The sequence below is a fragment of the Stenotrophomonas sp. YJH_SMC_64 genome (assembly GCF_059371375.1).
In genome coordinates this window covers 195,452-217,380 of the sequence record NZ_JCAFUN010000003.1, presented here as the reverse complement: position 1 = coordinate 217,380, position 21,929 = coordinate 195,452, and the positions used below count along the sequence as shown (strand labels likewise).

Below are 21,929 nucleotides of genomic sequence, written 5' to 3'. Positions count from 1 at the left end.
GATGCGCCGGTTGCCCGCCCTGTCCCTGCTGGCCTGCCTGCTGCTGGCTGCCTGCGATCGCGCACCGGCGCCGGCCAGGACCGAAGCCCCCGTGCCCGCGGCCGATCCGGCCCAGGCCGTACTGGGCGCCAGCCAACGCTTTGCGGCCCTGGGCAGTTTCCATGCCGAGCTGGAGGTGCTGGGCGCACCGCAGCCGGTGCGCAGCGCCATGGACTTCGTCGCCCCCGACCGCTTCCGGGTACAGACCCCGGGCGGGTCGCAGACGATCATTGGCGACACCATGTTCCTGCAGGCCGACGGTGCGATCCGCCAGGCTCCCACCCCGCCGGGCCTGCTGGAGCAGTGGCGCAATCCCTTGCCGGCCGACGCCCTGCCTGCCGAACTGCAGGCCGAAGACCTGGGCAGCCAATCGCTGGATGGAGTCGAGACCCGTCACTACCGCCTGCGCGGCGCGCAGGCCGGCGAACGCCTGGAGTACTGGGTGGACGCCCAGGGCCTGCCACGGCAGATCGTGCGCAGCGGCAGCAGCAACGGCCGCAATTTCCAGCTGCGCCTGCGCTATTCGCGCTTCAACGACCCGGCATTGCGTATCGATTTGCCCTGAATAGGCGTCCGCGGCAACGTCTGCTGAAGCGCGCCTTGGATCGATTCTGACCGCCATCACGCTTCCAGTATCATCACCGGCTGTCAACCGCTTCGGAGAAGCCCCGATGTCCCTGCGCGTGTCCCTGCTGATCCCCCTGCTGCTGTGCGCGCCGCTCGCGTATGCACAGGATGCCTCCGAACTGGCGGCGATGTCTTCGCCGTGGAGCGGCAGTGGCGGCGAGCTCGGCTTCGCCTCGGCACGCGGCAACAGCAGCACCGAGAGCTTCAACGGCCGCCTGCGCCTGCGCTACACCGACGGCGACTGGGTGCACAGCATGGACCTGGCCGGCCTGCGTTCCAGCTCCAAGGTGACCGAGACCCGCGACGACGGCACCACTACCCGCCGCAACAACACCACCGCCAACCGCTACACCGGCAGTGCCGGCAGCGCGCTGCAGCTGGGCGAGCACCGCCAGCTGACGGCCACGGTGCGTACAGAGCGCGACGACTTCGCCACCTACGACCGCCAGAGCTCGTTCGGTCTGGGTTACGGCACCCGCCTGTGGAACACCGAGCGCTTCTCGTTCGACGCGCAGATCGGCCCCGGTGTGCGCCGCACCCACAGCACCGAGGACGACCGCACCCGCACCGGCATGATCGGCCGCGGCCTGTTCGACATGAAGTACTCGCTGACCGACAACACCGACCTGGTCAACACCCTGCTGGTCGAATCCGGTTCGTACAACACCTTCGGCCAGAACGACTTCGGCGTGTCGGTGAGCATGAACGAGCACCTGGCGCTGAAGGCCGGCTGGCAGGCGCGTTACAACAGTGACGTGGCCGAGGACAAGCGCAAGACCGATACGCTGACCACGATGAACGTGGTCTACAAGTTCAAGTAAGAAACGGGCGCCAAGGGCGCCCGTTCTTCTTCCGGTAGTGCCGGCCGCTGGCCGGCAACTGCATTCAACTGGGGCACGAGGTTGCCGGCCAGCGGCCGGCACTACCCGCGGTGGCTCAGACGTTCAGCAGTTCGCCGGCGCCATCGTCCAGCAGCAGCTTCGCCACGCGCTGGCCCAGGCCTTCCGGGTCATTGGCGGGGCCCACGGCTTCGGCGCGCACCGCACGGCCGTCGCTGGCGCTGCCAACCAGGCCCTGCAGGTGCAGGTCATCGCCCTGCCACTGCGCGATGGCCGCCACCGGCACGTGGCAGCTGCCATGCAACGCACGGTTCATCGCCCGCTCGGCTTCCACGCAGGCACGCGTGGCCGCGTCATCAAGCGGGGCGAACAACGCCATCAGACGCGCATTGCCACCATCGCACTCCACCGCCACCGCGCCCTGCGCCGGGGCCGGCAGCCACTGCGGCGGTTGCAGGCGCGCGACGATGCGCTCGCCCAGACCCAGACGCTCCAGGCCGGCCACGGCCAGCACGATGGCGTCGTAGCCACCGTTGTCGAGTTTGGCCAGCCGGGTGTTGACGTTACCGCGCAGGTCGAGCAGTTCCAGGTCCGGTCGCAGCGCGCGCAGCTGCGCCTGGCGACGCAGCGACGAGGTCCCGACCCGCGCACCGATCGGCAGCGCGTCCAGCGAGGCGTACAGGTTGGAGACGAAGCCATCGGCGGGATCGTGGCGGGTCAGCATTGCCGGCAACGCGAACGGCGGGTCCAGTTCCATCGGCACGTCCTTCAGCGAGTGCACCGCGCAGTCGGCCTCACCGCGCAGCATGGCCAGCTCCAGCTCCTTCAGGAACAGGCCCTTGCCACCGATGGCGGCCAGCGAACGGTCGAGCACTTCGTCGCCGCGGGTGCTCATCGGCACCAGTTCCACATGCAAGCCGGGATGGGCCTGGCGCAGGCGGTCGGCGACGTGTTCGCTCTGCCAGAGGGCGAGCGGGCTCTTGCGGGTGGCGATGCGGACGGTTTCCATCCGGTCATTATCGCGCCTCCGGCGCGGATACGGCCAACGGCGGAGCCCCTCGTGGCTGGAGCGAACTGCTGGATCATTGCACTAGGCCGGGCGGGGCGGGTTCGCGGGGGACGCCGTGAATCCGTCCGTGGAGGCTTGGCCGCGGCATCCATGCCGCGGACACCCCCGCGAACCCGCCCCGCCCGGCCTCTGACAGTTTCCGTGTGCATCAGCCACGGAAGATCAAAAGAAAGAATCAAAAGCCGATTGCTTCCGGGGTCAGATCCCTTTTCCGCAGGAAAAGGGATCTGACCCCTCTTTCCCCACCCGATAACAACAATGCCTTTGCCGTCCGACGCGGGAAAAACGAGAGGGTTGGGCCGGGGTGGGGTGGCGGGACCGTTGGCGCCATGGATGGCGCCATCGAGCTACAGGGATGTACTTGCAGCGTGTCCCGCCACCCCACCCCGGCCCGACCCAGTACGTAGCACCAACGAGCCGACCAACCGCCGTTGCAGTTGCCGTTGCAGTTGCAGTTGCCGTTGCTCCAGACGTTGCTCGTAAGCAGTCGCGGCCGCAGGCCGCGCGGACCACTCACAGATGCCGCAGTTCCTGCTTCAGCGTCGCCACGCAGCGGCGGCTGACTTCCAGCGGCTGCTTGCCATGCCGCAGCACCGCCTGCACTTGACCACCCGTGCCTCGACGCAGCTCCACCAGCTCGTGGCGCGCCACCAGGCAGTTGCGATGGATGCGGATGAAGCGGCTGGCGAACTCTTCCTCCAGCGACTTCAGCGACTCCTCGATCAGGTCCTCGCCGCGCGCATGGTGCACCACCACGTACTTCTCTTCCGCCTGCAGGTAGTGGATGTCGTCCAGCGGGATCAGCCGCAGGCTGCCACGCAGGCGTGCGCACAGCATGCTGCGGGCCTGCTGCCCGCCGCTGTCCTGCGGCTGGCCATCGCGGCCGGCCAGGAACGTGCGTGCACGTGCGATCGCTGCGGCAAGGCGCTCGGCGCGGACCGGCTTCATCAGGTAATCGATGGCCGCCGCCTCGAACGCCGACAGCGCATGCGCGTCATAAGCCGTGCAGAACACCACCGCCGGGCGCGGCTCGAAGCTGGCCAGGTGGCGGGCGGCTTCCAGGCCGTCCAGCCCGGGCATGGCGATATCCAGCAGGACCAGGTCCGGCTGCAGCTCCGCGCACGCATGCAGGGCCTGCTCGCCGTTCCCGGCCTCGGCCACCACGTCCACCCCGTCCTGCGCCGCCAGCAGGCTGCGCAGGCGTTCCCGCGCCAGCGGTTCGTCATCGGCGATGACTACCCTCACGGTCGTCCCCTCACTGGATCGGCACTGTCACCTGGCAGGCATAGTAGCCCTCGCTCCAGCCAGCCGTCATCCGCGCGGCGGCGCCGAAGCGCCAGGCCAGCCGATGAGCGATGCTGTGCTGGGCATGGCCGGCACCACGCGCCAGCGCCAACCCCGGCGCCTGCGGATCGGGTGCGGGATTGCGCACGCAGATCTGCAGCTCCTTGCCCTCGCGCACCAGCTGCAATTCGATGGTGCCGCCCTCGGGCAGCCGCGAAATGCCATGCAGCACTGCGTTTTCCACCAGCGGCTGCAGTACCAGCCTCGGCAGTGGCAGGTCCCACGGCAGCGGCTCATCGCGCTGCCAGCGCACCTGCAGACGCTCGCCGAGGCGCAGCGACTCTATCGACAGATAGCGCTCGGCCAGCTCGCATTCGTCACGCAGGGTGGAGTCGCCCTCGCCCGCGCCCAGGGCAGCACGGAACAGATCGGACAGATCCAGCACCGCGCGTTCGGCCACCGCCGGATCGCGATGCAGCAGGCTGGCAATCAGGTTCATGCTGTTGAACAGGAAGTGCGGCCGGATCCGCGCCTGCAGCGCGTCGGCCTGGGCACGCGCGTTGGCCTGCACCTGCGCGGCCCAGCGATCGCTCACATAGAAGTAGCGCAGGGCAAGCGCGGCGATCAGTGCCGTGGTTGCCGCACTGCCCAGGGTGAAGCGCCAGAAGCTGATGCCGCGGGCGAAGTTGTCGCCCAGTACCGCGTACAGTGCATGCACGATGCCGGCACAGACCACCGCGATCAGGGTCGCCAGCACGATCGCCGCGACAGCGCCCAGCACCGGCGGCAGCCTCGACAGAGCCTGCCGCAGGAGGCACAGGCTGGCGGTCACCGCCAGCGCCAGCCACAGCGCGAAGCCGCTGGCCGACAGCAGCTCGCCGAAGGTCCAGTGGCGGCTGCCATCGGGCGCCAGCGCCAGCACCACCACCACCAGCTGGGCCAGGCCGAGCATCGCCGCCAGCCGCGGCAGGCGGCACAGTTCCGGCATCCACGGCGATGTGCTGGCCGGGGGCATGGCTCAGGCAGCGCCCAACCGTTCCTGCAGCCAGTCACCCAGCGCCTGGATCTCTTCGGCGCAGACCTGGTGGGCCATCGGATAGCTGTGCCACTCCACCTCCAGGCCCAGCGCCTGCAGGGCCTGCGCGCTGTGTACGGCCACCGCCTGCGGAATCACCGGGTCGCTGCTGCCATGGGCCATGAACGCCGGCACCTGCACCGCACCGTCAACGCGCCTGGCGCTCTCGGCTTCCGGCAGGTAAGTGGACAGTGCGATCAGGCCGGCCAGTGGCGCGGTGCGCGACAGTGCAGCGGTGAGGATGATCGCCCCGCCCTGCGAGAAGCCGGCCAGGAAGATCTTCTCCGGCGCGACGCCGCGCTCGATCTCACGTGCGATCAGCGCGTCCAGCTGCAGCACCGACTCCTGCACGCCGGCCATGTCGGCACGCGACCGGAAGTCCATTCCGACGATGTCGTACCAGCCGCGCATCGGCACGCCGTTGTTGATCGTGATCGGCCGCACCGGTGCGTGCGGGAACACGAAGCGCAGCGCCGGCCAGTGCGGACGCACCAGTTCCGGCACGATCGGCGCGAAGTCGTGGCCGTCGGCGCCAAGCCCGTGCAGCCAGATTACCGACCACTGTGGCGAGGCGCCGGTTTCCTGTTCCACCGTTTGCAGCATGATGCGGCTCCTTCAAGTTCGAGCCGCATTATGCCGCTGGTGCAGGGCCATCAGTACAGCGGCGGTTGCTCGGCGGCTTCCCGGCGCAGCTGCGCGGCGCGCACCAGCACCGGTGGCGGAATGTTCTCTTCGGGGATGTCGAGCAGGCCGAGGCGATGCAGGAAGGCACCCGGGCCGCGCGAGGAGGTCAGCGCCACCACCGGAACGGCCAGCACCATGCCGATCACCACCGGCGCCATCCAGGCTGCCAGCGACGGCGACACCGCCCACGCCAGCACACCCATGAACGCACCAAACACACCCAGCCCGCCGTAGCCACGGATCAAGGCCATCCACGAGATGCCACCATCGTCACGCTGCTGTGCGTCCCAGCCGGAATCGCGGCCGGACAGCACTTCGGCCACGCCGCGCGACTGCACGTACATCACCACCGGTGCCATCAGTGCGGCCAGCACGGTCTCCACCAGCATCGACACGAACGCACGGATCGCACCGCCGCAACCGCGGCGGTCGACAGGGTCCAGCAGCATCGCCAGATAGCCCAGCACCTTGGGCAGCAGCAGCACCGCCATGGTGGCGGCGAACAGGCGCACCACCTGCTCCTCGTCCTGGGCCCGCCAGTACACGCTGGGTGACAGGTGCAGCAGGGCGTTGAAATCGATGCCTTCCTGGAACAGCGGGATCGCAATGCCGATCAGCATCAGCATCGCCCACATCGGCGCGGTGAAGTAATGGCCGATGCCGATCAGCATGTGAGTGCGGCTGATCCAGTGCAGGCCACGGCTGCCGACCACCTTGCCGTGCTGCAGGTTGCCCTGGCACCAGCGACGGTCGCGCACCAGCAGGTCGGTCAGGGTCGGCGGGCCTTCTTCGTAGCTGCCCCCCAGGTACGGCACCATGTGCGCGGCCCAGCCGCCACGGCGCATCAGCGCCGCTTCGACGAAATCGTGGCTGAGCACGTGGCCGCCGAACGGCTTGCGCCCCGGCAGCGCTGGCAAGCCGGCGTGGTCGGCGAAGGCACGGGTGCGGATGATGGCGTTGTGGCCCCAGTAGTTGCTCTCGGCGCCATGCCACCAGGCCACGCCACGGGCAATCACCGGGCCGTACACGCGACCGCCGAACTGCTGCATGCGTGCGAACAGGGTGCGGCCACCGATCACCGAGGGCAGGGTCTGGATCAGGCCGACATCGGCGTTGTGTTCCATGCCGGCCACCAGGCGCACGATGCTGTCGCCGGTCATCAGGCTGTCGGCGTCCAGGATCAGCATCTGCGGGTAAGCGCCACCGAAGCGGCGCACCCAGTCGGCGATGTTGCCGGCCTTGCGCCCGCTGTTGTCGCCACGGCGGCGGTAGAACAGCCGCGTCTGGCCGTCCGGCACGCGCTCGCGCAGTTCGGCGAATACCTGCTCCTCGGCGCGTGCGATGTCCTCGCGCCGGGTATCGCTGAGCACGAAGAAGTCGAAGCGTTCGAGCTGGCCGGTGGCGGCCACCGACTCGTAGATCGCCTGCAGGCCCGCCAGCAGTCGGCGCGGATCCTCGTTGTAGGTCGGCATCAGCAGCGCGGTGCGGCTGTGCACGGTCGGCAGCGGCTTGTCCGGGTCGATGCCAAGGCGATAGCCACGGTCGAACACGGCGGTCAGGAAGCCGGCCACGGCGCTGGCGAAGGACAGCGCGATCCAGGCAAACAGGCCGACGAACAGCACCAGCAGGCAGGCTTCCAGCACGCTGATGCCATTGGCCGACAGCACCCGCCACATCATGCGGGTGGCGATGGCGGTCATGGCCAGGGTGCCGCCGAAGATGTAGAACCGGCGCAGGCCGATCAGGCGTGGCGAGGTACGGTGCCGACGGACCTTCAGCTTGCCTTCGCGCAGGGTCTGTTCGGGCATCGGCAGCGGAGATTCGGCCGGCAGCAGCGCCCAGCCGGCGTCGAGCCGGGGCGCATCCGCTTCCGCGTGGATGGTTTGACCCCCCATCACCGCTTACTCCCCACGATCGGCATGGCCGGCCGTCCCGGCCGGGCTGCATGCGCGAAGGTTCCCGGCGCGCCTTCCCGGCGCCCGCACTTGTCCTGGCTGTACCGGCCCTTGGCCGCACAGTCGCTGTCTGTCACTACCGGAACCCACACGATCTCCAACGGGGCGGAATCGAAAATGCGGCCCAGTCTAGGGCGCCGGATGTAAGCCGAGTGCGAAGGTCTACGCCGGGATTTATCCCCATTCAGCAAACAGCAGGCGATGGCGGACCGCGCAGCGGAATGTCGCTTCGTGGCACCGGGTACTGGATCGTAACAAACGCGAACGGTTATCATTTCATTAACCAGGCAGGTCGCCGTCTTCCGTACGGCCGAGACCCACCCAGCTGCGCCGGCCCGAACCGTGCGCCCTACGACCCATGGAAGGGGGCCTGCCTGCTTGTCTGCGTGTGCCCGCTGCTTCCATCCGGTCCCCCCTCATTCGATGGAAGCCGTCATGTCCCAGCCGTTCCGCTCCCGTTCCGCGCGCCTGCCGCGCACCCGCCTGGCCAGTGCCCTGGCCACCGCCTGCCTGCTGGCCCTGCCCGGCGTGGCCGCTGCAGAGGCCAGCGCCGATGCCTCCACCAAGGACCTGGATACCGTGGTGGTCACCGCCTCGGGCAACCAGCAATGGATCAAGGATGCGCCGGCCAGCATCAGCGTGATCAGCCGCGAGGACATCGCGCGCCAGCCGGTGCACGACCTGGCCACCCTGCTCAGCCGCGTGCCCGGCGTGACCGGTGGCCTCAGTGCGGTTGGCGAGCAGTCCAAGATCAAGCTGCGCGGCATGCCGTCGAACTACACGCTGGTGCTGGTGGACGGCAAGCGCATGGGCAGCTCGGCCTCGACCAACTACCGGCCGGACCTGGGCCGCCAGGACCTGAACTGGATCTCGCCCGACCAGATCGAGCGCATCGAAGTGGTGCGCGGACCGATGTCGTCGCTGTATGGCTCCGACGCCATGGGCGGCGTGATCAACATCATCACCCGGCGCATCGGTGATGACTGGAGCGGCAGCGCCACCCACAGCTATACCCGCCCGGGCGACGGCAAGCGCGGCGACACCCAGCAGATCGGCGCGACGTTCTCCGGCCCGCTCGGCGAGCGCTTCGGCCTGCGCATCGGTGCCAACAGCATGCGCCGCGATTCGGATCGCTCCAATGGTGGTGTCTACGGCAACGCGTATGCAGGCGAGAAGGACCGCAATGTCGATGCGCTGCTGCAGTGGAAACTGAGCGACGCGCAGGAACTGTCGCTCGAAGCCGGCCATGGCGTGCAGCAGGCCTTCATCGACGCTTCGCTGGAAAAGCAGGATGAAGGCGCCTGGGGTGCCAGCGAACTCAAGCGCAGCTCGCTGGCGCTCAACCACGATGGCAAGTGGAGCTTCGGCAATTCGAAGATCAGTGCGTACTGGACCGAGTACAGGAACGACATCGGTGCTACCGGCCGTTCCGAAGCCACCGATACGATCATCGAGGGCAGCCTGACCACGCCGTTCACCCTCGGCGTTGAACACCAGTTCGCCGTGGGCGGCCAGTGGAAGCGCCAGGAGCTGACCAACACCGACACCATCGGCCGCGCGCCGATCGACTATGCCGGCAATGCCGTCAGCGGCTCCGATCTGGAAGTGGATACCTGGGCCCTGTTCGTCGAAGACGAAGTGAAGCTGCACCGCACCCTGGCACTGACCCTGGGCGCGCGCCTGGACCACCATGAGACGTTCGGTGGCCACGTCAGCCCGCGCGCCTACCTGGTCTGGCATCCGGCCGAGCAATGGACCATCCGCGGTGGCGTTTCCAAGGGCTTCCGCGCCCCCAGCCTGACCGAGAACTCCGCCAGCGCCGCCACCCAGTCCGGTGGCCGTGGCTGCACCTCGCTGATTCCGCTGGGCTATACCCGCGGCGGCTGCTACATGGCCGGCAACCCGGACCTGGACCCGGAAACCAGCACCAACCGCGAAATCGGCATCAGCTTCGACAACGATCTGGTCGATGCCGGCCTGACCTACTTCCACACCGACTTCAGGAACAAGATCGAGTACGCACCGCTGGGCAGGTTCAACGGCATCTGGTGGACGCGGATGAGCAACGTGCAGCGCGCACGCACCAGCGGCATGGAAGGCAGCTTCAATGTCCGCTTCGGCGAGCACTGGCGCTGGCGCACCTCGGCGACATGGATGAAGGAAGCCAGGAACCTGACCACCGGCCGCAACCTGATCGATACCCCCGAATTCTCGGGCTATTCGTCGCTGGACTGGACGCCCGACGCGGTGTTTTCCAGCAGCCTGTCGGCGCAGTACACCGGCAGGCAGGCCGGCACGGCGACGACCTTCCTCAAGGCCTACACGCTGTATGACCTGACCGCCGCCTGGAACGTCAATGAGGTACTGACCCTGCGTGGCGGCGTCAGCAACCCGGCCGACAAGAAGCTGTATGCGGAAGGCTCCACCGATTACTTCGTGGCCGGGCGCAGCTACTTCCTCAGCATGACCGCGCGGTTCTGACCAAGAGCGTCCGCCGCGATCGCGCTGGCGACGGGCCAGCGCGATCGGCGGTGTTGCGGATTACTCGCTTTCCAATGCGGCGGCGGGCGCCGCGCTCTGCGTAGCCGCCGTGCGTGCACGGTCCATCGCCACCGCCAGTTGCTGGCGTGCGAGCAGCTGTTGTGCCTGCACCACTTCAGGTGTCGGCAGGAGCACCGGTCCCGGTGCGTTTTCCGGTGTAGCAGGTGTGGTCATGCAACCTCCATGGACATCCCGCCGCCGCACGGATTCAGCTGGTGCGGCAGCGGAACTGCGCACCCTATCCTAAAAACAAGGCGGGCGGGTGACGGTGCGCGCCCCTGCCGCAGCAGCCGGAACAAGGCAGGCGTCACATTTTTGACGGTGACGCTTGGATCCTGAATAGGACTTGTCCTATCATGAAAACGTTTTCTCACAGGGATGTCTCCCCCAATGAATACCACTGACCTGTCCCAGTTCAGCCCGAAGTGGCAGTTCCGCTTCAACTTCTTCCGCCAGCACGGCGCCCCCAAGAACCCCGGCTTCAAGCAGGCCTGGAAGGCGCTGTCCTTTGGTGACCGCCTGAAGATCAACCTGAACTTCTTCGCGTTGTTCTTCGGTGCCATCTACCTGCTGATTCTTGGCATGTGGCGCAAGGCACTGGTGGTGATCGGCATCAACATCGCGCTGGCCATCATCACCATGTTCCTTCCGGACGTCGTCGGGCGCATGCTGTTCATCGCCATGAACCTGCTGGTCGCCTCCAGCACCAACTACAGCTACTACCTGGAGAAGGTGGAAGGACGTACCAGCTGGAACCCGTTTGAAGGAATGTTCTGAGCCATCAGACCTGCGCAGGATGCGCGGCAAGGATGCAACCGACGCCCGGCCCCCGCCGGGCGTCTTCGTTTCCGGGATCAGGCCGCGCGGCGGGCCATGGCCTCCGGTTCGGCCTGCAGGCGGAAGCGCGAGACCGCCACGGCCAGCTGCTCGGCCTGCTCCTCCATAGCCCGCGCCGCGGCGCTGGCTTCCTCCACCAGCGCGGCATTCTGCTGGGTGGTCTCATCCATCTGCACCACGGTCTGGTTGACCTGCTCGATGCCGGCGGACTGTTCGCGCGACGCAGCCGAGATCTCGGCCATGATCTCGTTGACGCGCCCCACCTGGCCGACGATGGCCTGCATGGTACGGCCCGCACCGTGCACCAGCTGCGCACCGGCACCGACCTGCGCCACGGATGCGTCGATCAGTTCCTTGATCTCCTTCGCTGCGCCCGCCGAGCGTTGCGCCAGCGCGCGCACTTCGCTGGCGACCACCGCGAAGCCGCGGCCCTGCTCACCGGCCCGCGCCGCTTCCACCGCCGCATTCAACGCCAGGATGTTGGTCTGGAAGGCGATGCCGTCGATCACCGAAATGATCTCGGCGATGCGCTGCGAGGAGGCCTCGATCTGCTCCATGGTCTGCACCACCTGGTTGACCACTTCCCCGCCCTCGCTGGCAACGTCAGCGGCGGATCCTGCCAGGGTATTGGCCTGCAGCGCGTGGTCGGCGTTCTGGCGCACGGTGGAGGTCAGCTCCTCCATCGAGGCGGCGGTTTCTTCGAGGTTGGCGGCCTGCTGCTCGGTACGACGCGAGAGATCGCTGTTGCCCGCAGCGATCTCACCCGCCGCCAGGCGGATGCTGGCGGCCGACTGCTGGATCTGGCCGACGATCTGGGTCAACTGCTGCACGGTGCTGTTGGCATCGTCGCGCATCACCGCGAACACGCCATGGAAATCACCGCGCATGCGTGCGCTGAGGTCGCCGGCGGCAATCGCGCGAAGCAGCGTCGAAAGCTCAGCCAGGTTGTGATCGCTGACCTGCATCATGATGTTGAGGGTCTCCACCATGCGGCGGAAATCGTGGTCGAAGCGCTGGGCATCACCGCGTACAGCGAAGTCGCCGGCCGCCGCGGCGGCGGCCAGCTGCTGGATCTGCTCGTTGATCGCGGCCAGGTTGCTCTTGGTGGTGGCCATCGCTGCGGTGAACACCGCCTTCTCGCCCGGCAGCGCTTCCATGTCCACGCTGAGGTCACCCACCGCGTAACGCTGCATCACCTCGACCAGGCGCTGGGTGACCGCATTGCTGGAAGCCACCAGCTGGTTGCTGTCGGCCACCATGCGGCCGTACTCGCCGGGGAAGGCAGTGGCGTCCATGCGGTAGCTCAGCTCGCCAGCATCGTGGCGGCGCGCCATTTCCGCCTGCGCCGCCATCACCGCCTGCAGCTGCCCGCGCATGCCCTGCATCGCGTCCAGCAGGCGGCCCACTTCATCGTTGCTGCGCGCAGGCAAGGTGCTGTCGAGCTTGCCGGCGGCGACGTCACCCGCCACCCGCACCGCTTCGGCCAACGGGCGGATCGCCAGGCGGCGCAGCAGCACATAGACGCCGGCACTCAGCGTCAGCGCGGCCACCACGCCCACCAGCAGCGTCAACCACAGCAGCTGGCGCGCCTCGGCCACGATCACCGCGTGCGGCATCACCACGCCCAGCGCGAAGCGCTGCGGGGCATTGCCCACGCGTAGCGGCACGTAGACGCGCACGTTGCCGGCTGCATCGGGCGTGAAGGCTTCGAACCGGCGGTCGGCGGCGATGTCGGCCAGCATGCTGCGGGTCAATGCGTCGGTGCGCGGCTTGCCGATCTCGGCGGCATTCGCCGAGGCCAGCACCACGCCGTTGGGCGAAAGCAGCTCGACGCGGCCTGCGCCCATCGGCGTCAGCGTCGCCAGGTGCTTCTGCAGCGCCGCCAGCGAGAAGTCGACGGTGAACACGCCGAGGAAGGTACCGTTTTCGACGATCGGCGAGCTCAACGTGCTCATCAGCACCTGCTGGCCGGCGATGTCGTAGGCATAGGGCTCGCTGACCTTGGGCAGCTTGTCGCGGCTGGGTACCACATACCAGTCGGCCGAGCCGTCGGCGGCTTCGGTGTAGTCGGTCATGGTCGACTGCTGCGGCTTGCCGTCATGCCAGGCCCAGTAGCTCATGTAGCGGCCGCTGGCATCGTGCATCGCGGTATTGGCGAACTCGGCATCCTTGCCATCGAAGGCATCGGCCTCCCACATGGTGCTCTTGCCCAGCCACTCCGGGTGGGTGCGCAGCTGCTCGCCCAGCACGGCAGCCAGGCTGGCGCGATCGGGCACGTCACCCCGCGCACGCTGGGCGAGCACGGCTTCGACCATGGCATCGTTGCTGGCAAACGCCGTGCCCAGATCGGCGGCGACCTGGCGCGCTTCAGCGTTGGCCTCGCTGGTCATGGTCTGGCGCGAGGCATCGATCAGGCTGGCACTGGCCTGGCGATAGATCAGGAACGCCGTCAGGCCGAAGCACAGCAGCGCGATGACGGCGGTGCCCAGCATCAGCTTGTGGGCGATGCTGCCCGGGCGGCGGGCAGCGGCGGAACGGGAAGAAGGCATGGAGGGGTCCGCAAGGCAGTTCAGGACGACCGGCACCGGGAGGGCACCGCGCAGGCGCGCGATCCGTCGCGCAGGCCACCGGCCGCCGGGACCCGCCCGGCGCAGGAAGCGCACCGGGTTAGCGGCCGCCTGCCAACGAGGTTGAGGCGACCGGCCTACACATTCCTGAATCCACTCAGGGACGGGACAGGGATCCGTCCCCGCTTCCCCTATTCGGCCACCCGATCCTTGATCCACTCCGCGCGTGGCAACACCTCGATGCTGCCTGCGGCGTACTGCTGCAGCACGGCGTCCGGCCCGAAACGCGGCTGCCACCCCAGCTCCCTGCGGATGCGGGCGCTGTCGTAGACGCGGTCGACGCTCAGCGGCAATGGCCAGCCGCGGCGCTCGAACTCGGCCAGCAGCTGCGGTACGCGCCGGGCCAGTACATTGCGCGGCTGGGAGGCCAGTTCCAGGCAATCCTCGCGCCGGAACGGGGTCGCGGCGCAGGCGATGTAGCGGGCGAAGGCCGGCCCCTCATCCAGCAGCAGCGCGGCATGGGCACTGGCCACGTCACGGGCGTCGATCCCACGATGCAACCGGAACATCGCCATCCGTTCCGGCGGTTCCGGGAAGCAGCGCCCCATCCGCAGCACGCGCACCCCGAAGTCCGGTGCGGCGGCAGCTTCAGCCAGGGCCTCGGCCTGCAGCTTGCTGCGGTGGTAGATCGTTCGCGGCAGCGGCTCGGTATCCTCATCGATCCAGCGGCATCCCCCTGCCACCACCGCGTGGCCGTACAGCGCGGTGGTACTGGTCAACACGAACCGCCGCGCGCCTGCCTCTCGCGCCGCCTGCAGCAGGTGCGCAGTCGCGTCCACGTTGATCTGCTGGAACACCGCGTCCGGTACCAGGCCGACGTGTGGCGCATGCAGGGCCGCGGTATGGATGACCGCGTCGACGCCCTGCACCGCGCGCACGACGGCTTGATGATCGGTGACATCGGCAATGATGCGCGTGGTGGCAAACGGACTGCGGTCCAGACCCACCACTTCATGGGCAGCCGCCAGCGCGCCGAAGATCGCGCGCCCGATCCGCCCGGAACTGCCGGTCAACAAAATCTTCATTGAGTCCATTCACTCGAAGCGCCCGGGAACTACCGGGATGCTTCGATTCTAGGCATGCAACGGAACATCTGCGATAGGACGACCGCGCAACTGTGCGTTCATCCTGACGACTTCGGCGGAGCCAGCAGTTGACGCGCGATGGAGAGTGGATCGTTGCCGCCTGCCGCGTGGGGCGCGACACCGGTCCGTTAGCAGTTGCCACCGGTGCGCAGTTTGATCGGTTGCCGGTCCGGAACGTTTATCTGATAGCCATCGGGCAGCAGCACAGGATCATCGAACATATGTGCGGCACCGCCACTGCGGCCGCCGGCGTTGCCGCACATCCGAGGGCCGGCAGTGAATACGCGACGAATGCGGCCGCCGGGCCGGCTGCGTGATCATCCCGGTGCGCAGGGCGCGTGAAAACCGGGGCGAAGATGGCGACCTGGACTTAGCGTGCGATGGCCAAGCATGGACGCCGTCGTCCACGAAGGCGGCGTCCACACTGCAGGAGATTTCACATGACTGAGCAGAACCCGCGCAGCTCCAACCGGGGCTTCGCCTCGATGGACCAGGACAAACAGCGCGCGATCGCCGCCAAGGGCGGGCGCGCGGCACATGCCTCCGGCAATGCGCACGAATTCAGTCCGGCCGAAGCACGTGTCGCAGGCCGCAAGGGCGGCGAAGCGATCAGCCGCGACCGCCAGCACATGGCCACGATCGGACGCGAAGGTGGACACGCACGCCACGCCAACGCGCGCCAGCAGCAACAACAGCCTCAGGCGATCGAACGCACGACAGAGGACCCGCAACGCCAGCAGGGCTGAATGCTGCGCGTCAAGCCGATGCACGCTGCCGATGCAGCCCAAGCGCCGCAAGCAGGGCCAGCGCACCCGCCACCGCCATCGCCCAACCGAACCCACTGGCCATCGCACTGCGGTACCAGGTCAGCACCTGCGGCGTGGCGTGCATCGAGCCCGGGTGCAGGATCAGTTCACGCGCCTGCGCAACAAGCCGCTGCTGCCCTGCGGCCTGTGCGCAGGCGGTGAACTGCTGTACGGCACGCTGGCCCATCAGGCTGCCCATCAGCGCGATGCCCAGGCTCATGCCTGCCTGGCGCAGCGCGTTCATCGTGGCTGACGCGATACCTGCGCGTTCGGCCGGTGCGTTGGCCATGATCGCCATGCCGGTCGCTGGCACTGCCAGCCCCATTCCAATGCCAAGCAGCATCAGCACGGCAGTGGCATGAGCGCGCGAAGTAGCCGGTTCGAACGTGGCCATTGCGCATAGCGCCACACCGGCCAGGAGGTAGCCCAGCACCAGCGCGGCATGCAGCCCGAGGCGGGCAACCAGGCGCCCGAACAACAGCGAGACAACACCCATCAACAGGAACTGGGGAGCCAGCTGCGAGCCTGCCAGCGCGGCGCTGTGCCCCTGTGCCTGCTGGAAGAAAAGCGACAGGAAGAACAGGCTCGCGTAGGCGGTGAAGCCCAGCACGAACGAGGCCAGGTTGAGCATGCGGAAGCGACCGTCGGCGAACAGGTCCAGCGGCAGCAGTGGCCGTGCCACCCGCCGCTCGACGATGCCGAACAGGATCAGCCCCGCAATTGCGGCGCCCAGCGCCAGAAGCGTCACCGGGGCCAGCAGGCCCTGCTCGCCGATCGCGATCAGGCCATAGCACAGCGCGCCCAGTGCACCGATGCTGAGCAGCTGCCCGGCCGGATCCAGCGCGGCGTGCTGCGGGTGCCGTCGCTCGGCGATACTCCAGGCGCCAAGCACAAACGCCAGCAGCCCCAAAGGCAGGTTGATCAGGAAGATGCTGGGCCAGCCGGCCCGCTGCACCAGCGCACCGCCGAGCAACGGGCCAAGCACCAGGGCCAGCGCGCTGAAGGCGGACCAGCCACCGATCACGCGTGCACGCTGGCCCGGATCGGGAAATGCGTGACTCAGGATCGGCATCGCACTGGGAATCAACAGCGCACCTGCCACGCCCTGCACCGCGCGCCCGGCGACCAGGGTCGAAAGGTCGTTGGCGCAGGCGCACAGCAGCGAGCCCATGGTGAAGGTGGCGACGCTCAGCAGCCACATCCGCCGATGACCGTAGCGATCCCCCAACGGACCGGCCGACAGCATCAGCGCCGACAGTGCGATCGCATAGGCGTTGATCACCCATTGCAGGCCCGCCATGTCGGTCTGCAGCGCCTGCTGCAGGGTTGGCAGGGCCACGTTGACGATGCTGATGTCCAGCGAAGCGAGAAATGTACCGAGGTAGGCCGCCAGCACCAGGGCGGGCCGTTGGAGGCGTCTCATGCGTGGATCCGGGGGGAGGATGTGCGCGCATCCTATCCACTGACTGACCGTCGGTCAATGACCGGCGGTCAGTCAGTGCGAAGGGGCAGCTAGAATGGCGTCCGTCACACCCGGATACCGCCCACCATGCAGACCCCAGCTGTCGCCAGGCCTCGCACCAAGCCCGCCGAAACCCGCCAGGAGGAACTGATGGACGCCGCGCAGGCGTTGTTCCTTTCGCAGGGTGTGGACGCCACCACCATCAGCGACATCGTCGCCGCGGCCGACGTGGCCAAGGGCACTTTCTATACCTATTTCGCCTCCCGCACCGAGATCCTGCAGGCGCTGGCGCAGCGCTACACGCGGCAGTTCATGGACGAGGTCGAGCAGGCAGTGCAGCAGCACCCTGCCGGTGATGGCGCAGCGCGCCTGCGCGCCTGGATCCGCGCCAACATCGAGATCTACGCGCGCACCCACGCGTTGCATGACGTGGTGTACGCCAACCATCACCACCACCAGCGGGGCAATGCCGAGCGCAATGCGATCCAGCAGCAGCTGCTGGGCATCCTCGAAGCGGGCAACGCAGCCGGACTGTGGCAGCTGCCTGCTCCACAGGTCACCGCCTCGTTGATCTATGCCGGCGTGCACGGTGCCACCGACGACCTGATCGCCACACCCGCACAGGATGCCGATGCCTTCATCGCCGCTGTGGAAGCGGATTGCCTGCGCATGGTCGGCGTTCCGGCAGCGCCGACGCGCAGCGGCAGACGCCGCTGACGCAACGCTTCCCGCTCAGGTGTGGGCGAGAATGTTCAACAGCCGCCCGAACGGGTCGCGGACGAAGAAACGACGCACTCCCCACGGCTCGTCGGCAGGGCCATACTCCAGCGGGATGCCGGCCGCGTGCATGCGCTCCAGCACCTGCTGCAGGTCGTCCACTTCGATCGACAGATCGGGCACCGCGGTGCCGGAACCCCCTTCGCTGGCAAAGCTCACCTGCGCCAGCGCACTGCCCTGCCCGCCATGGGTGACGATCCAGCCATGATCCATCACCACCGGCATGCCCAGCAGCCCGCCATAGAACGCTGCGGCACGCGCCGGGTCGGGCGTGGCGATGTTGGCGACAATGCGTTTGACGGCCATGTGCAGCGGCTCCGGTGCGATTTCACATCCTCGCCGCTGCGTGCATGGCCCGCAAGCGGGCTCAGGCCAGATGCCCGCATCGCCACCTGAGGCGATCGCTGGAACAGAAGAGCCCCGTCGATGACGGGGGCTCCGCGTACGGCTCAAACGGCGCGACTCACACGCCCATGCACAGATCGACCACGCAGGTGTTGTACGCCTGCTGGCATTCACCGGCATCGGTGCCACTGGCCAGGCACATCTGATAAGCCCGCCAGCACGGCTGGTCGCAGGGCTCGACCGGCCCTGCCACTGCCACCGAACCGGTACACGCCAACGCGAATACCGCCACTGCGATCACCTTCCTGACAACACGCATCGCCATCACTCCTTGATAAGCCTGGTGAGCCCAGGCCGGCCCACGTTAGCGAGGACACGGGGAGACGAAGTGAAGCCCACTGTCACGCACACTTAACCTGTTCACAATTTTCCTTTCACATGCATGGGGGATGTCGCCACGGATTGGCGTTAACGGCCTTGTTGCCCGTCCACCAAGGAAGTTGCCCGATGAATCACCCGCTGCACGGCCGTTCGTCCCACTCCCGCTCCCCGCTGCACAGCCGCCTCGCGCTGGCCGTGTCCAGCTCTCTGTTGCTTGCCGCTGCCGCGCCCGCCATGGCCGGCGAGGCGCTCGACGCATGGCAGCAACAGCGCCAGCTGCAGGCGGCGTGGGCACAGCCCGCCGTCAGCGCGCCTGCAGCATCGACGGCCGCCACGCCCGCGGCAACCGCCACCGCCCTGCTCGGCATTCCGGGCGATGCCGCCAGCTGGCGCAGCGATGAATTCAACGCCGACTGGGGCCTGGGTGCGATGGGGGCCGACCACGCGTATGCCCGCGGCCTGACCGGCAAGGGCGTGCGCCTGGCGCTGTTCGACACCGGCTCGGCACTGGCTCACCCCGAATTCGCCGGCCGCAACACCTCCAGCATCACCATCGGCCCGAACTGTGCGTCACCGGGAACCGTCGGCGGTACCGGCGCGTGCAGCCAGACACAGGGTGATCAACCGGGTATCAACTACTACACGCTCGGCGCGGGCGTGCCTGCTTCCCTGCAGGCCAACATCATTGCCGCAGGCCGTGAATGGGGTTTCCGCTATGCCGATCACGGCACGCATGTCCTCGGAACCATTGGCGCCAACCGCAATGGCACGGGGATGCACGGCGTCGCCTTCGGTGCCGATCTGACGACCGCCCGTGTATTTGGTGACACTTACTACGAATGGAGGCGCCAGGCGAGCGGAGGCTACCTGCCTGAAGCCGTGGAACGGACGGATCCCGATGGTGCCGCAAGGCTGGACATGTACGCGCAGCTGCAGGCACAAGGCGTGCGTGCCATCAATCACAGCTGGGGCATCTCCACCCGCAACATGACCGTGGCCGCACTGGATGCCCAGTACGCACGCATCGGTGCCGGCTACGACGTATACGGAAGCATCTACAAGGACAGTGCGAACGCGCCCGCTTCGCAGTTGATCCAGGTCTGGTCGGCCGGCAATGGCAGCGGCGCCGTCGCCGGTATCACCGCGGCCCTGCCGCGCTGGAAGCCGGAGATCGAGCCCTACTGGCTGGCCGTCGCCAACGTTCGCCAGCCCAATACAGCCAATGGTGAAACCGACTACGTGATCAACGCAGGCTCGAGCATCTGTGGCGCTGCCGCCAACTGGTGCATTTCCGCACCCGGCACGGCAATCCTCAGCACCATCGTTTCCGGTGACATCCAGGGACGGCTGGAGAAGACCGCAGACTACGTCCGTCTTCTCATCGACAGCCAGAATCCCACGTACGACTACGGCCTGAAGACCGGCACGTCCATGGCCGCCCCCCATATCACCGGCGCACTCGGCCTGTTGATGGAGCGCTTCCCCTACCTGGACAACGCCCAGGTGCGCGACGTCCTGCTGACCACCGCGCGCGATCTCGGTGCGGCAGGCGTCGACCCGATCTACGGCTGGGGCATGGTTGACCTGCGCAGGGCCATCGAGGGCTATGGCTCGCTGCGCGTGGATACCAACGTGGTGATGAACCAGAGGGCCGGCGGCCTGAAGGTGTGGGAGGGCGATGCCTGGGACGACTGGACCAATGACATCGGCGGCCCCGGCACGCTGACCAAATCCGGCATCGGTTGGCTGCGCCTGAGCGGCGACAACAGCTTCAACGGCGCGGTGCTGCGCGAGGGCACGCTGGAGTTGAACGGCAGCAACACCCTCACCTCGGCGGTCGATGTGCAAGGCGGCCGGTTCCTGCTCAACGGCAGCCTGGTCTCCACCGCACTCACCACCACCGGTGGCGTCAGCACGGTCAGCGCCAGCGGCGTTCTGAAGGACGGGAACCTGACCGTCAATGGCGGCGTGGTGTCCTTCAATGGCATGCAGACCGGCGGCACCACCACGGTCGGCAGCAACGGCCTGCTGAAGGGTATCGGCACGTTGGGCAGCACCCGAGTGGACGGCACCATCGCGCCCGGCAATTCGATCGGCACGCTGACCATCAACGGCGACTACGTGCAGGGCGCGACCGGCGTCTACGCCGCCGAACTCGCGCCTGGCGGGCACAGCGACCAGTTGCACGTGACCGGTACCGCCACCCTCGGCGGCACGCTGGTCGCGTTGCCGGAACCAGGCATCTACTATCTCGGCGAGCAGTTCAACTTCATCCGCGCCGACGGTGGCATCAACGGCCAGTTCGCGAAAACCGACTTCAGCGCGTTCTCGCCGTTCCTGCAGTTCAGCCTCGCCTACGGCACCAATGGCACCCGTATCGACGTGGCACGCGGTGCCTCGCTGGCCAGCGCCGCCACCACCCCGAACCAGCGCGCGGTGGCCGCCGCGGCGGACCTGCTGGCAATCAACCAGGGCCTGCCCAAGCCGCTGACCCAGCTGTTCCCGCAGCAGGTCGGCGGCGTGCTCGACGCCCTCAGCGGCGAACTGCACGCAGCCACGCCGCTCGCACTGGTGGAAGGCAGCCGCTACGTACGCGATGCCGCGCTGTCCCGCCGTGCAGGTGCAGTCGCGCCAGGCGCCGATGCGGGCGACGCCACCGGCGCCTGGGTGCAGGCTCTGGGCGGCAACAGCAGGCTGGACGGCAACAGCAATACCGCCCGCACCGAAGCCAACAGCAACGGCCTGCTGGCCGGTATCGACCACGAGTTCTCTGGCTGGCAGGTCGGCGTGCTGGCTGGCACCGGCCGCACCGACGTCAAGCAGCAGGCGCTTCGTGCCAAGTCGAAGATCGACAACACCCACTTCGGTGCATATGCCAGTCACAACTGGGGCGGCCTCGGCCTGCGTGGCGGCGTCGCCTGGAGCAAGCACAAGGTGAAGAGCACCCGCGATGTCGACTTCGCAGGGTTCAGCGACAGCCTGAGCGCCCGCTACAACGCGCATACCCGCCAGGCCTTCATCGAAGCCGGCTACCGCTTTGGTGGTCCGGAGGCCGGGCTGGAACCCTACCTGCAGGTCGCGCGCGTGGAGGTGGACCTGAAGCAGATCAACGAGCGCGGTGGTGCAGCCGCCCTGTACGGCAAGGTGGACGACACCGGCACCACGATCGCCACCGCTGGCCTGCGCTTCGACAAGGGCCTGAAGGCATCGTTCCAGCAGGACAGCTGGCTGCACCTGCATGGGGGCGTGGGCTACCGCCGTGCCTCGGGTGACCGCAGCCAGCTGGCCGACCTCGCATTCGCCAACAGCACCACCACCTTCGCGGTCGAAGGCGCCCCGATTGCCGACAGCGCCGTTGTGGCCGAGCTGGGGCTGTCGGCCTGGCTGACCCCGCGCCAGCAGCTGGAGCTGGGTTACAGCGGCCAGTACGGCAGTGAAAGCCGCGACCACAGCGCCAACATGCGCTGGTCGGTTCGCTTCTAGACGCGTGTTCTCC

At 67.7% G+C, this 21,929-nt stretch carries 18 protein-coding genes and 1 pseudogene; 7 read left to right on the top strand and 12 right to left on the bottom strand.

Annotation, left to right across the window (positions count from 1 at the left end):
* Nucleotide 1: 1 nt before the first annotated feature.
* Both AC5P9L_RS04255 and AC5P9L_RS04250 read left to right on the top strand, forming a co-directional pair.
* Nucleotides 2-604, top strand: coding sequence for a LolA-like protein (locus AC5P9L_RS04255; RefSeq protein ID WP_049397489.1), 603 nt, complete (start codon nucleotides 2-4; stop codon nucleotides 602-604).
* A 106-nt stretch (nucleotides 605-710) separates the two neighbouring features.
* Nucleotides 711-1,487, top strand: a complete 777-nt coding sequence (locus AC5P9L_RS04250) for a DUF481 domain-containing protein (RefSeq protein WP_005411146.1) — start codon at nucleotides 711-713, stop codon at nucleotides 1,485-1,487.
* A gap of 115 nt (nucleotides 1,488-1,602) precedes the next feature.
* On the opposite strand, the gene hemC is transcribed toward AC5P9L_RS04250, so the two are convergent.
* From hemC to mdoH, 5 genes are all read right to left on the bottom strand, one after another.
* Nucleotides 1,603-2,514: a hydroxymethylbilane synthase gene (gene hemC, locus AC5P9L_RS04245; RefSeq protein ID WP_012481329.1), complete on the bottom strand. Its 912-nt coding sequence runs from the start codon at nucleotides 2,512-2,514 to the stop codon at nucleotides 1,603-1,605.
* A gap of 573 nt (nucleotides 2,515-3,087) precedes the next feature.
* Nucleotides 3,088-3,819: a LytR/AlgR family response regulator transcription factor gene (locus tag AC5P9L_RS04240; protein ID WP_012481330.1), complete on the bottom strand. Its 732-nt coding sequence runs from the start codon at nucleotides 3,817-3,819 to the stop codon at nucleotides 3,088-3,090.
* Nucleotides 3,820-3,829: 10 nt separating this feature from the next.
* Nucleotides 3,830-4,873: a sensor histidine kinase gene (locus tag AC5P9L_RS04235; protein ID WP_024957924.1), complete on the bottom strand. Its 1,044-nt coding sequence runs from the start codon at nucleotides 4,871-4,873 to the stop codon at nucleotides 3,830-3,832.
* A gap of 3 nt (nucleotides 4,874-4,876) precedes the next feature.
* Nucleotides 4,877-5,536: an alpha/beta hydrolase gene (locus AC5P9L_RS04230; protein ID WP_012481332.1), complete on the bottom strand. Its 660-nt coding sequence runs from the start codon at nucleotides 5,534-5,536 to the stop codon at nucleotides 4,877-4,879.
* 50 nt (nucleotides 5,537-5,586) lie between these two features.
* Nucleotides 5,587-7,512: a glucans biosynthesis glucosyltransferase MdoH gene (mdoH, locus tag AC5P9L_RS04225; RefSeq protein ID WP_005414555.1), complete on the bottom strand. Its 1,926-nt coding sequence runs from the start codon at nucleotides 7,510-7,512 to the stop codon at nucleotides 5,587-5,589.
* Between the two features lie 495 nt (nucleotides 7,513-8,007).
* Between mdoH and AC5P9L_RS04220 the strand changes: the two genes are divergently transcribed.
* The gene (locus AC5P9L_RS04220) at nucleotides 8,008-10,053 is read left to right on the top strand and encodes a TonB-dependent receptor domain-containing protein (RefSeq protein ID WP_495230542.1); all 2,046 of its coding nucleotides are present in this window, start codon (nucleotides 8,008-8,010) and stop codon (nucleotides 10,051-10,053) included.
* Nucleotides 10,054-10,113: 60 nt separating this feature from the next.
* On the opposite strand, the gene AC5P9L_RS04215 is transcribed toward AC5P9L_RS04220, so the two are convergent.
* Nucleotides 10,114-10,287, bottom strand: a complete 174-nt coding sequence (locus AC5P9L_RS04215; RefSeq protein WP_005411154.1) for a hypothetical protein — start codon at nucleotides 10,285-10,287, stop codon at nucleotides 10,114-10,116.
* Between the two features lie 216 nt (nucleotides 10,288-10,503).
* Here AC5P9L_RS04215 and AC5P9L_RS04210 point away from each other — a divergent pair, with 216 nt between their 5' ends.
* On the top strand, nucleotides 10,504-10,890 hold the full coding sequence (locus AC5P9L_RS04210) for a DUF2628 domain-containing protein (RefSeq protein ID WP_024957921.1): 387 nt from the start codon (nucleotides 10,504-10,506) through the stop codon (nucleotides 10,888-10,890).
* A 77-nt stretch (nucleotides 10,891-10,967) separates the two neighbouring features.
* Here the strand turns inward: AC5P9L_RS04210 and AC5P9L_RS04205 are convergent, their stop codons facing one another.
* From AC5P9L_RS04205 to AC5P9L_RS04195, 3 genes and pseudogenes are all read right to left on the bottom strand, one after another.
* A complete protein-coding gene (locus tag AC5P9L_RS04205; protein WP_043034588.1) occupies nucleotides 10,968-13,499 on the bottom strand; it encodes a methyl-accepting chemotaxis protein in 2,532 nt (843 codons plus the stop codon).
* A gap of 209 nt (nucleotides 13,500-13,708) precedes the next feature.
* Nucleotides 13,709-14,602 (bottom strand): NAD-dependent epimerase/dehydratase family protein, encoded by an 894-nt coding sequence (locus AC5P9L_RS04200; protein ID WP_043034587.1) that lies wholly within the window; start codon nucleotides 14,600-14,602, stop codon nucleotides 13,709-13,711.
* Between the two features lie 98 nt (nucleotides 14,603-14,700).
* Nucleotides 14,701-14,981, bottom strand: a pseudogene (locus AC5P9L_RS04195) (S41 family peptidase); the annotation flags it as partial.
* Nucleotides 14,982-15,102: 121 nt separating this feature from the next.
* On the opposite strand from AC5P9L_RS04195, the gene AC5P9L_RS04190 reads away from it, so the two are divergent.
* On the top strand, nucleotides 15,103-15,408 hold the full coding sequence (locus AC5P9L_RS04190) for a KGG domain-containing protein (RefSeq protein ID WP_005411158.1): 306 nt from the start codon (nucleotides 15,103-15,105) through the stop codon (nucleotides 15,406-15,408).
* Nucleotides 15,409-15,418: 10 nt separating this feature from the next.
* On the opposite strand, the gene AC5P9L_RS04185 is transcribed toward AC5P9L_RS04190, so the two are convergent.
* Nucleotides 15,419-16,891 carry an MFS transporter gene (locus AC5P9L_RS04185; protein WP_043034586.1) on the bottom strand — a complete coding sequence of 491 codons (1,473 nt, stop codon included), beginning with the start codon at nucleotides 16,889-16,891 and terminating at the stop codon, nucleotides 15,419-15,421.
* 126 nt (nucleotides 16,892-17,017) lie between these two features.
* Here AC5P9L_RS04185 and AC5P9L_RS04180 point away from each other — a divergent pair, with 126 nt between their 5' ends.
* A complete protein-coding gene (locus AC5P9L_RS04180; RefSeq protein WP_005414565.1) occupies nucleotides 17,018-17,647 on the top strand; it encodes a TetR/AcrR family transcriptional regulator in 630 nt (209 codons plus the stop codon).
* Between the two features lie 15 nt (nucleotides 17,648-17,662).
* Here AC5P9L_RS04180 and AC5P9L_RS04175 read toward each other — a convergent pair whose 3' ends face one another.
* Together AC5P9L_RS04175 and AC5P9L_RS04170 are read right to left on the bottom strand one after the other, a co-directional pair.
* On the bottom strand, nucleotides 17,663-18,013 hold the full coding sequence (locus AC5P9L_RS04175) for a VOC family protein (RefSeq protein ID WP_005411161.1): 351 nt from the start codon (nucleotides 18,011-18,013) through the stop codon (nucleotides 17,663-17,665).
* 157 nt (nucleotides 18,014-18,170) lie between these two features.
* Nucleotides 18,171-18,371 carry a hypothetical protein gene (locus AC5P9L_RS04170; protein ID WP_005411162.1) on the bottom strand — a complete coding sequence of 67 codons (201 nt, stop codon included), beginning with the start codon at nucleotides 18,369-18,371 and terminating at the stop codon, nucleotides 18,171-18,173.
* Nucleotides 18,372-18,559: 188 nt separating this feature from the next.
* On the opposite strand from AC5P9L_RS04170, the gene AC5P9L_RS04165 reads away from it, so the two are divergent.
* On the top strand, nucleotides 18,560-21,916 hold the full coding sequence (locus AC5P9L_RS04165; protein WP_043034585.1) for an autotransporter domain-containing protein: 3,357 nt from the start codon (nucleotides 18,560-18,562) through the stop codon (nucleotides 21,914-21,916).
* The last annotated feature ends 13 nt before the right edge of the window (nucleotides 21,917-21,929 follow it).

What these genes read in the sequence shown, in the direction of transcription:
- AC5P9L_RS04255 (WP_049397489.1), top strand. Translation starts at nt 2, where the DNA reads ATGCGCCGGTTGCCCGCCCTGTCCCTGCTGGCCTGCCTGCTGCTGGCT.
- AC5P9L_RS04250 (WP_005411146.1), top strand. Translation starts at nt 711, where the DNA reads ATGTCCCTGCGCGTGTCCCTGCTGATCCCCCTGCTGCTGTGCGCGCCG.
- hemC (WP_012481329.1), bottom strand. Translation starts at nt 2,514, where the DNA reads ATGGAAACCGTCCGCATCGCCACCCGCAAGAGCCCGCTCGCCCTCTGG.
- AC5P9L_RS04235 (WP_024957924.1), bottom strand. Translation starts at nt 4,873, where the DNA reads ATGCCCCCGGCCAGCACATCGCCGTGGATGCCGGAACTGTGCCGCCTG.
- AC5P9L_RS04230 (WP_012481332.1), bottom strand. Translation starts at nt 5,536, where the DNA reads ATGCTGCAAACGGTGGAACAGGAAACCGGCGCCTCGCCACAGTGGTCG.
- mdoH (WP_005414555.1), bottom strand. Translation starts at nt 7,512, where the DNA reads ATGGGGGGTCAAACCATCCACGCGGAAGCGGATGCGCCCCGGCTCGAC.
- AC5P9L_RS04220 (WP_495230542.1), top strand. Translation starts at nt 8,008, where the DNA reads ATGTCCCAGCCGTTCCGCTCCCGTTCCGCGCGCCTGCCGCGCACCCGC.
- AC5P9L_RS04215 (WP_005411154.1), bottom strand. Translation starts at nt 10,287, where the DNA reads ATGACCACACCTGCTACACCGGAAAACGCACCGGGACCGGTGCTCCTG.
- AC5P9L_RS04210 (WP_024957921.1), top strand. Translation starts at nt 10,504, where the DNA reads ATGAATACCACTGACCTGTCCCAGTTCAGCCCGAAGTGGCAGTTCCGC.
- AC5P9L_RS04205 (WP_043034588.1), bottom strand. Translation starts at nt 13,499, where the DNA reads ATGCCTTCTTCCCGTTCCGCCGCTGCCCGCCGCCCGGGCAGCATCGCC.
- AC5P9L_RS04200 (WP_043034587.1), bottom strand. Translation starts at nt 14,602, where the DNA reads ATGAAGATTTTGTTGACCGGCAGTTCCGGGCGGATCGGGCGCGCGATC.
- AC5P9L_RS04190 (WP_005411158.1), top strand. Translation starts at nt 15,103, where the DNA reads ATGACTGAGCAGAACCCGCGCAGCTCCAACCGGGGCTTCGCCTCGATG.
- AC5P9L_RS04185 (WP_043034586.1), bottom strand. Translation starts at nt 16,891, where the DNA reads ATGAGACGCCTCCAACGGCCCGCCCTGGTGCTGGCGGCCTACCTCGGT.
- AC5P9L_RS04180 (WP_005414565.1), top strand. Translation starts at nt 17,018, where the DNA reads ATGCAGACCCCAGCTGTCGCCAGGCCTCGCACCAAGCCCGCCGAAACC.
- AC5P9L_RS04175 (WP_005411161.1), bottom strand. Translation starts at nt 18,013, where the DNA reads ATGGCCGTCAAACGCATTGTCGCCAACATCGCCACGCCCGACCCGGCG.
- AC5P9L_RS04170 (WP_005411162.1), bottom strand. Translation starts at nt 18,371, where the DNA reads ATGCGTGTTGTCAGGAAGGTGATCGCAGTGGCGGTATTCGCGTTGGCG.
- AC5P9L_RS04165 (WP_043034585.1), top strand. Translation starts at nt 18,560, where the DNA reads ATGAATCACCCGCTGCACGGCCGTTCGTCCCACTCCCGCTCCCCGCTG.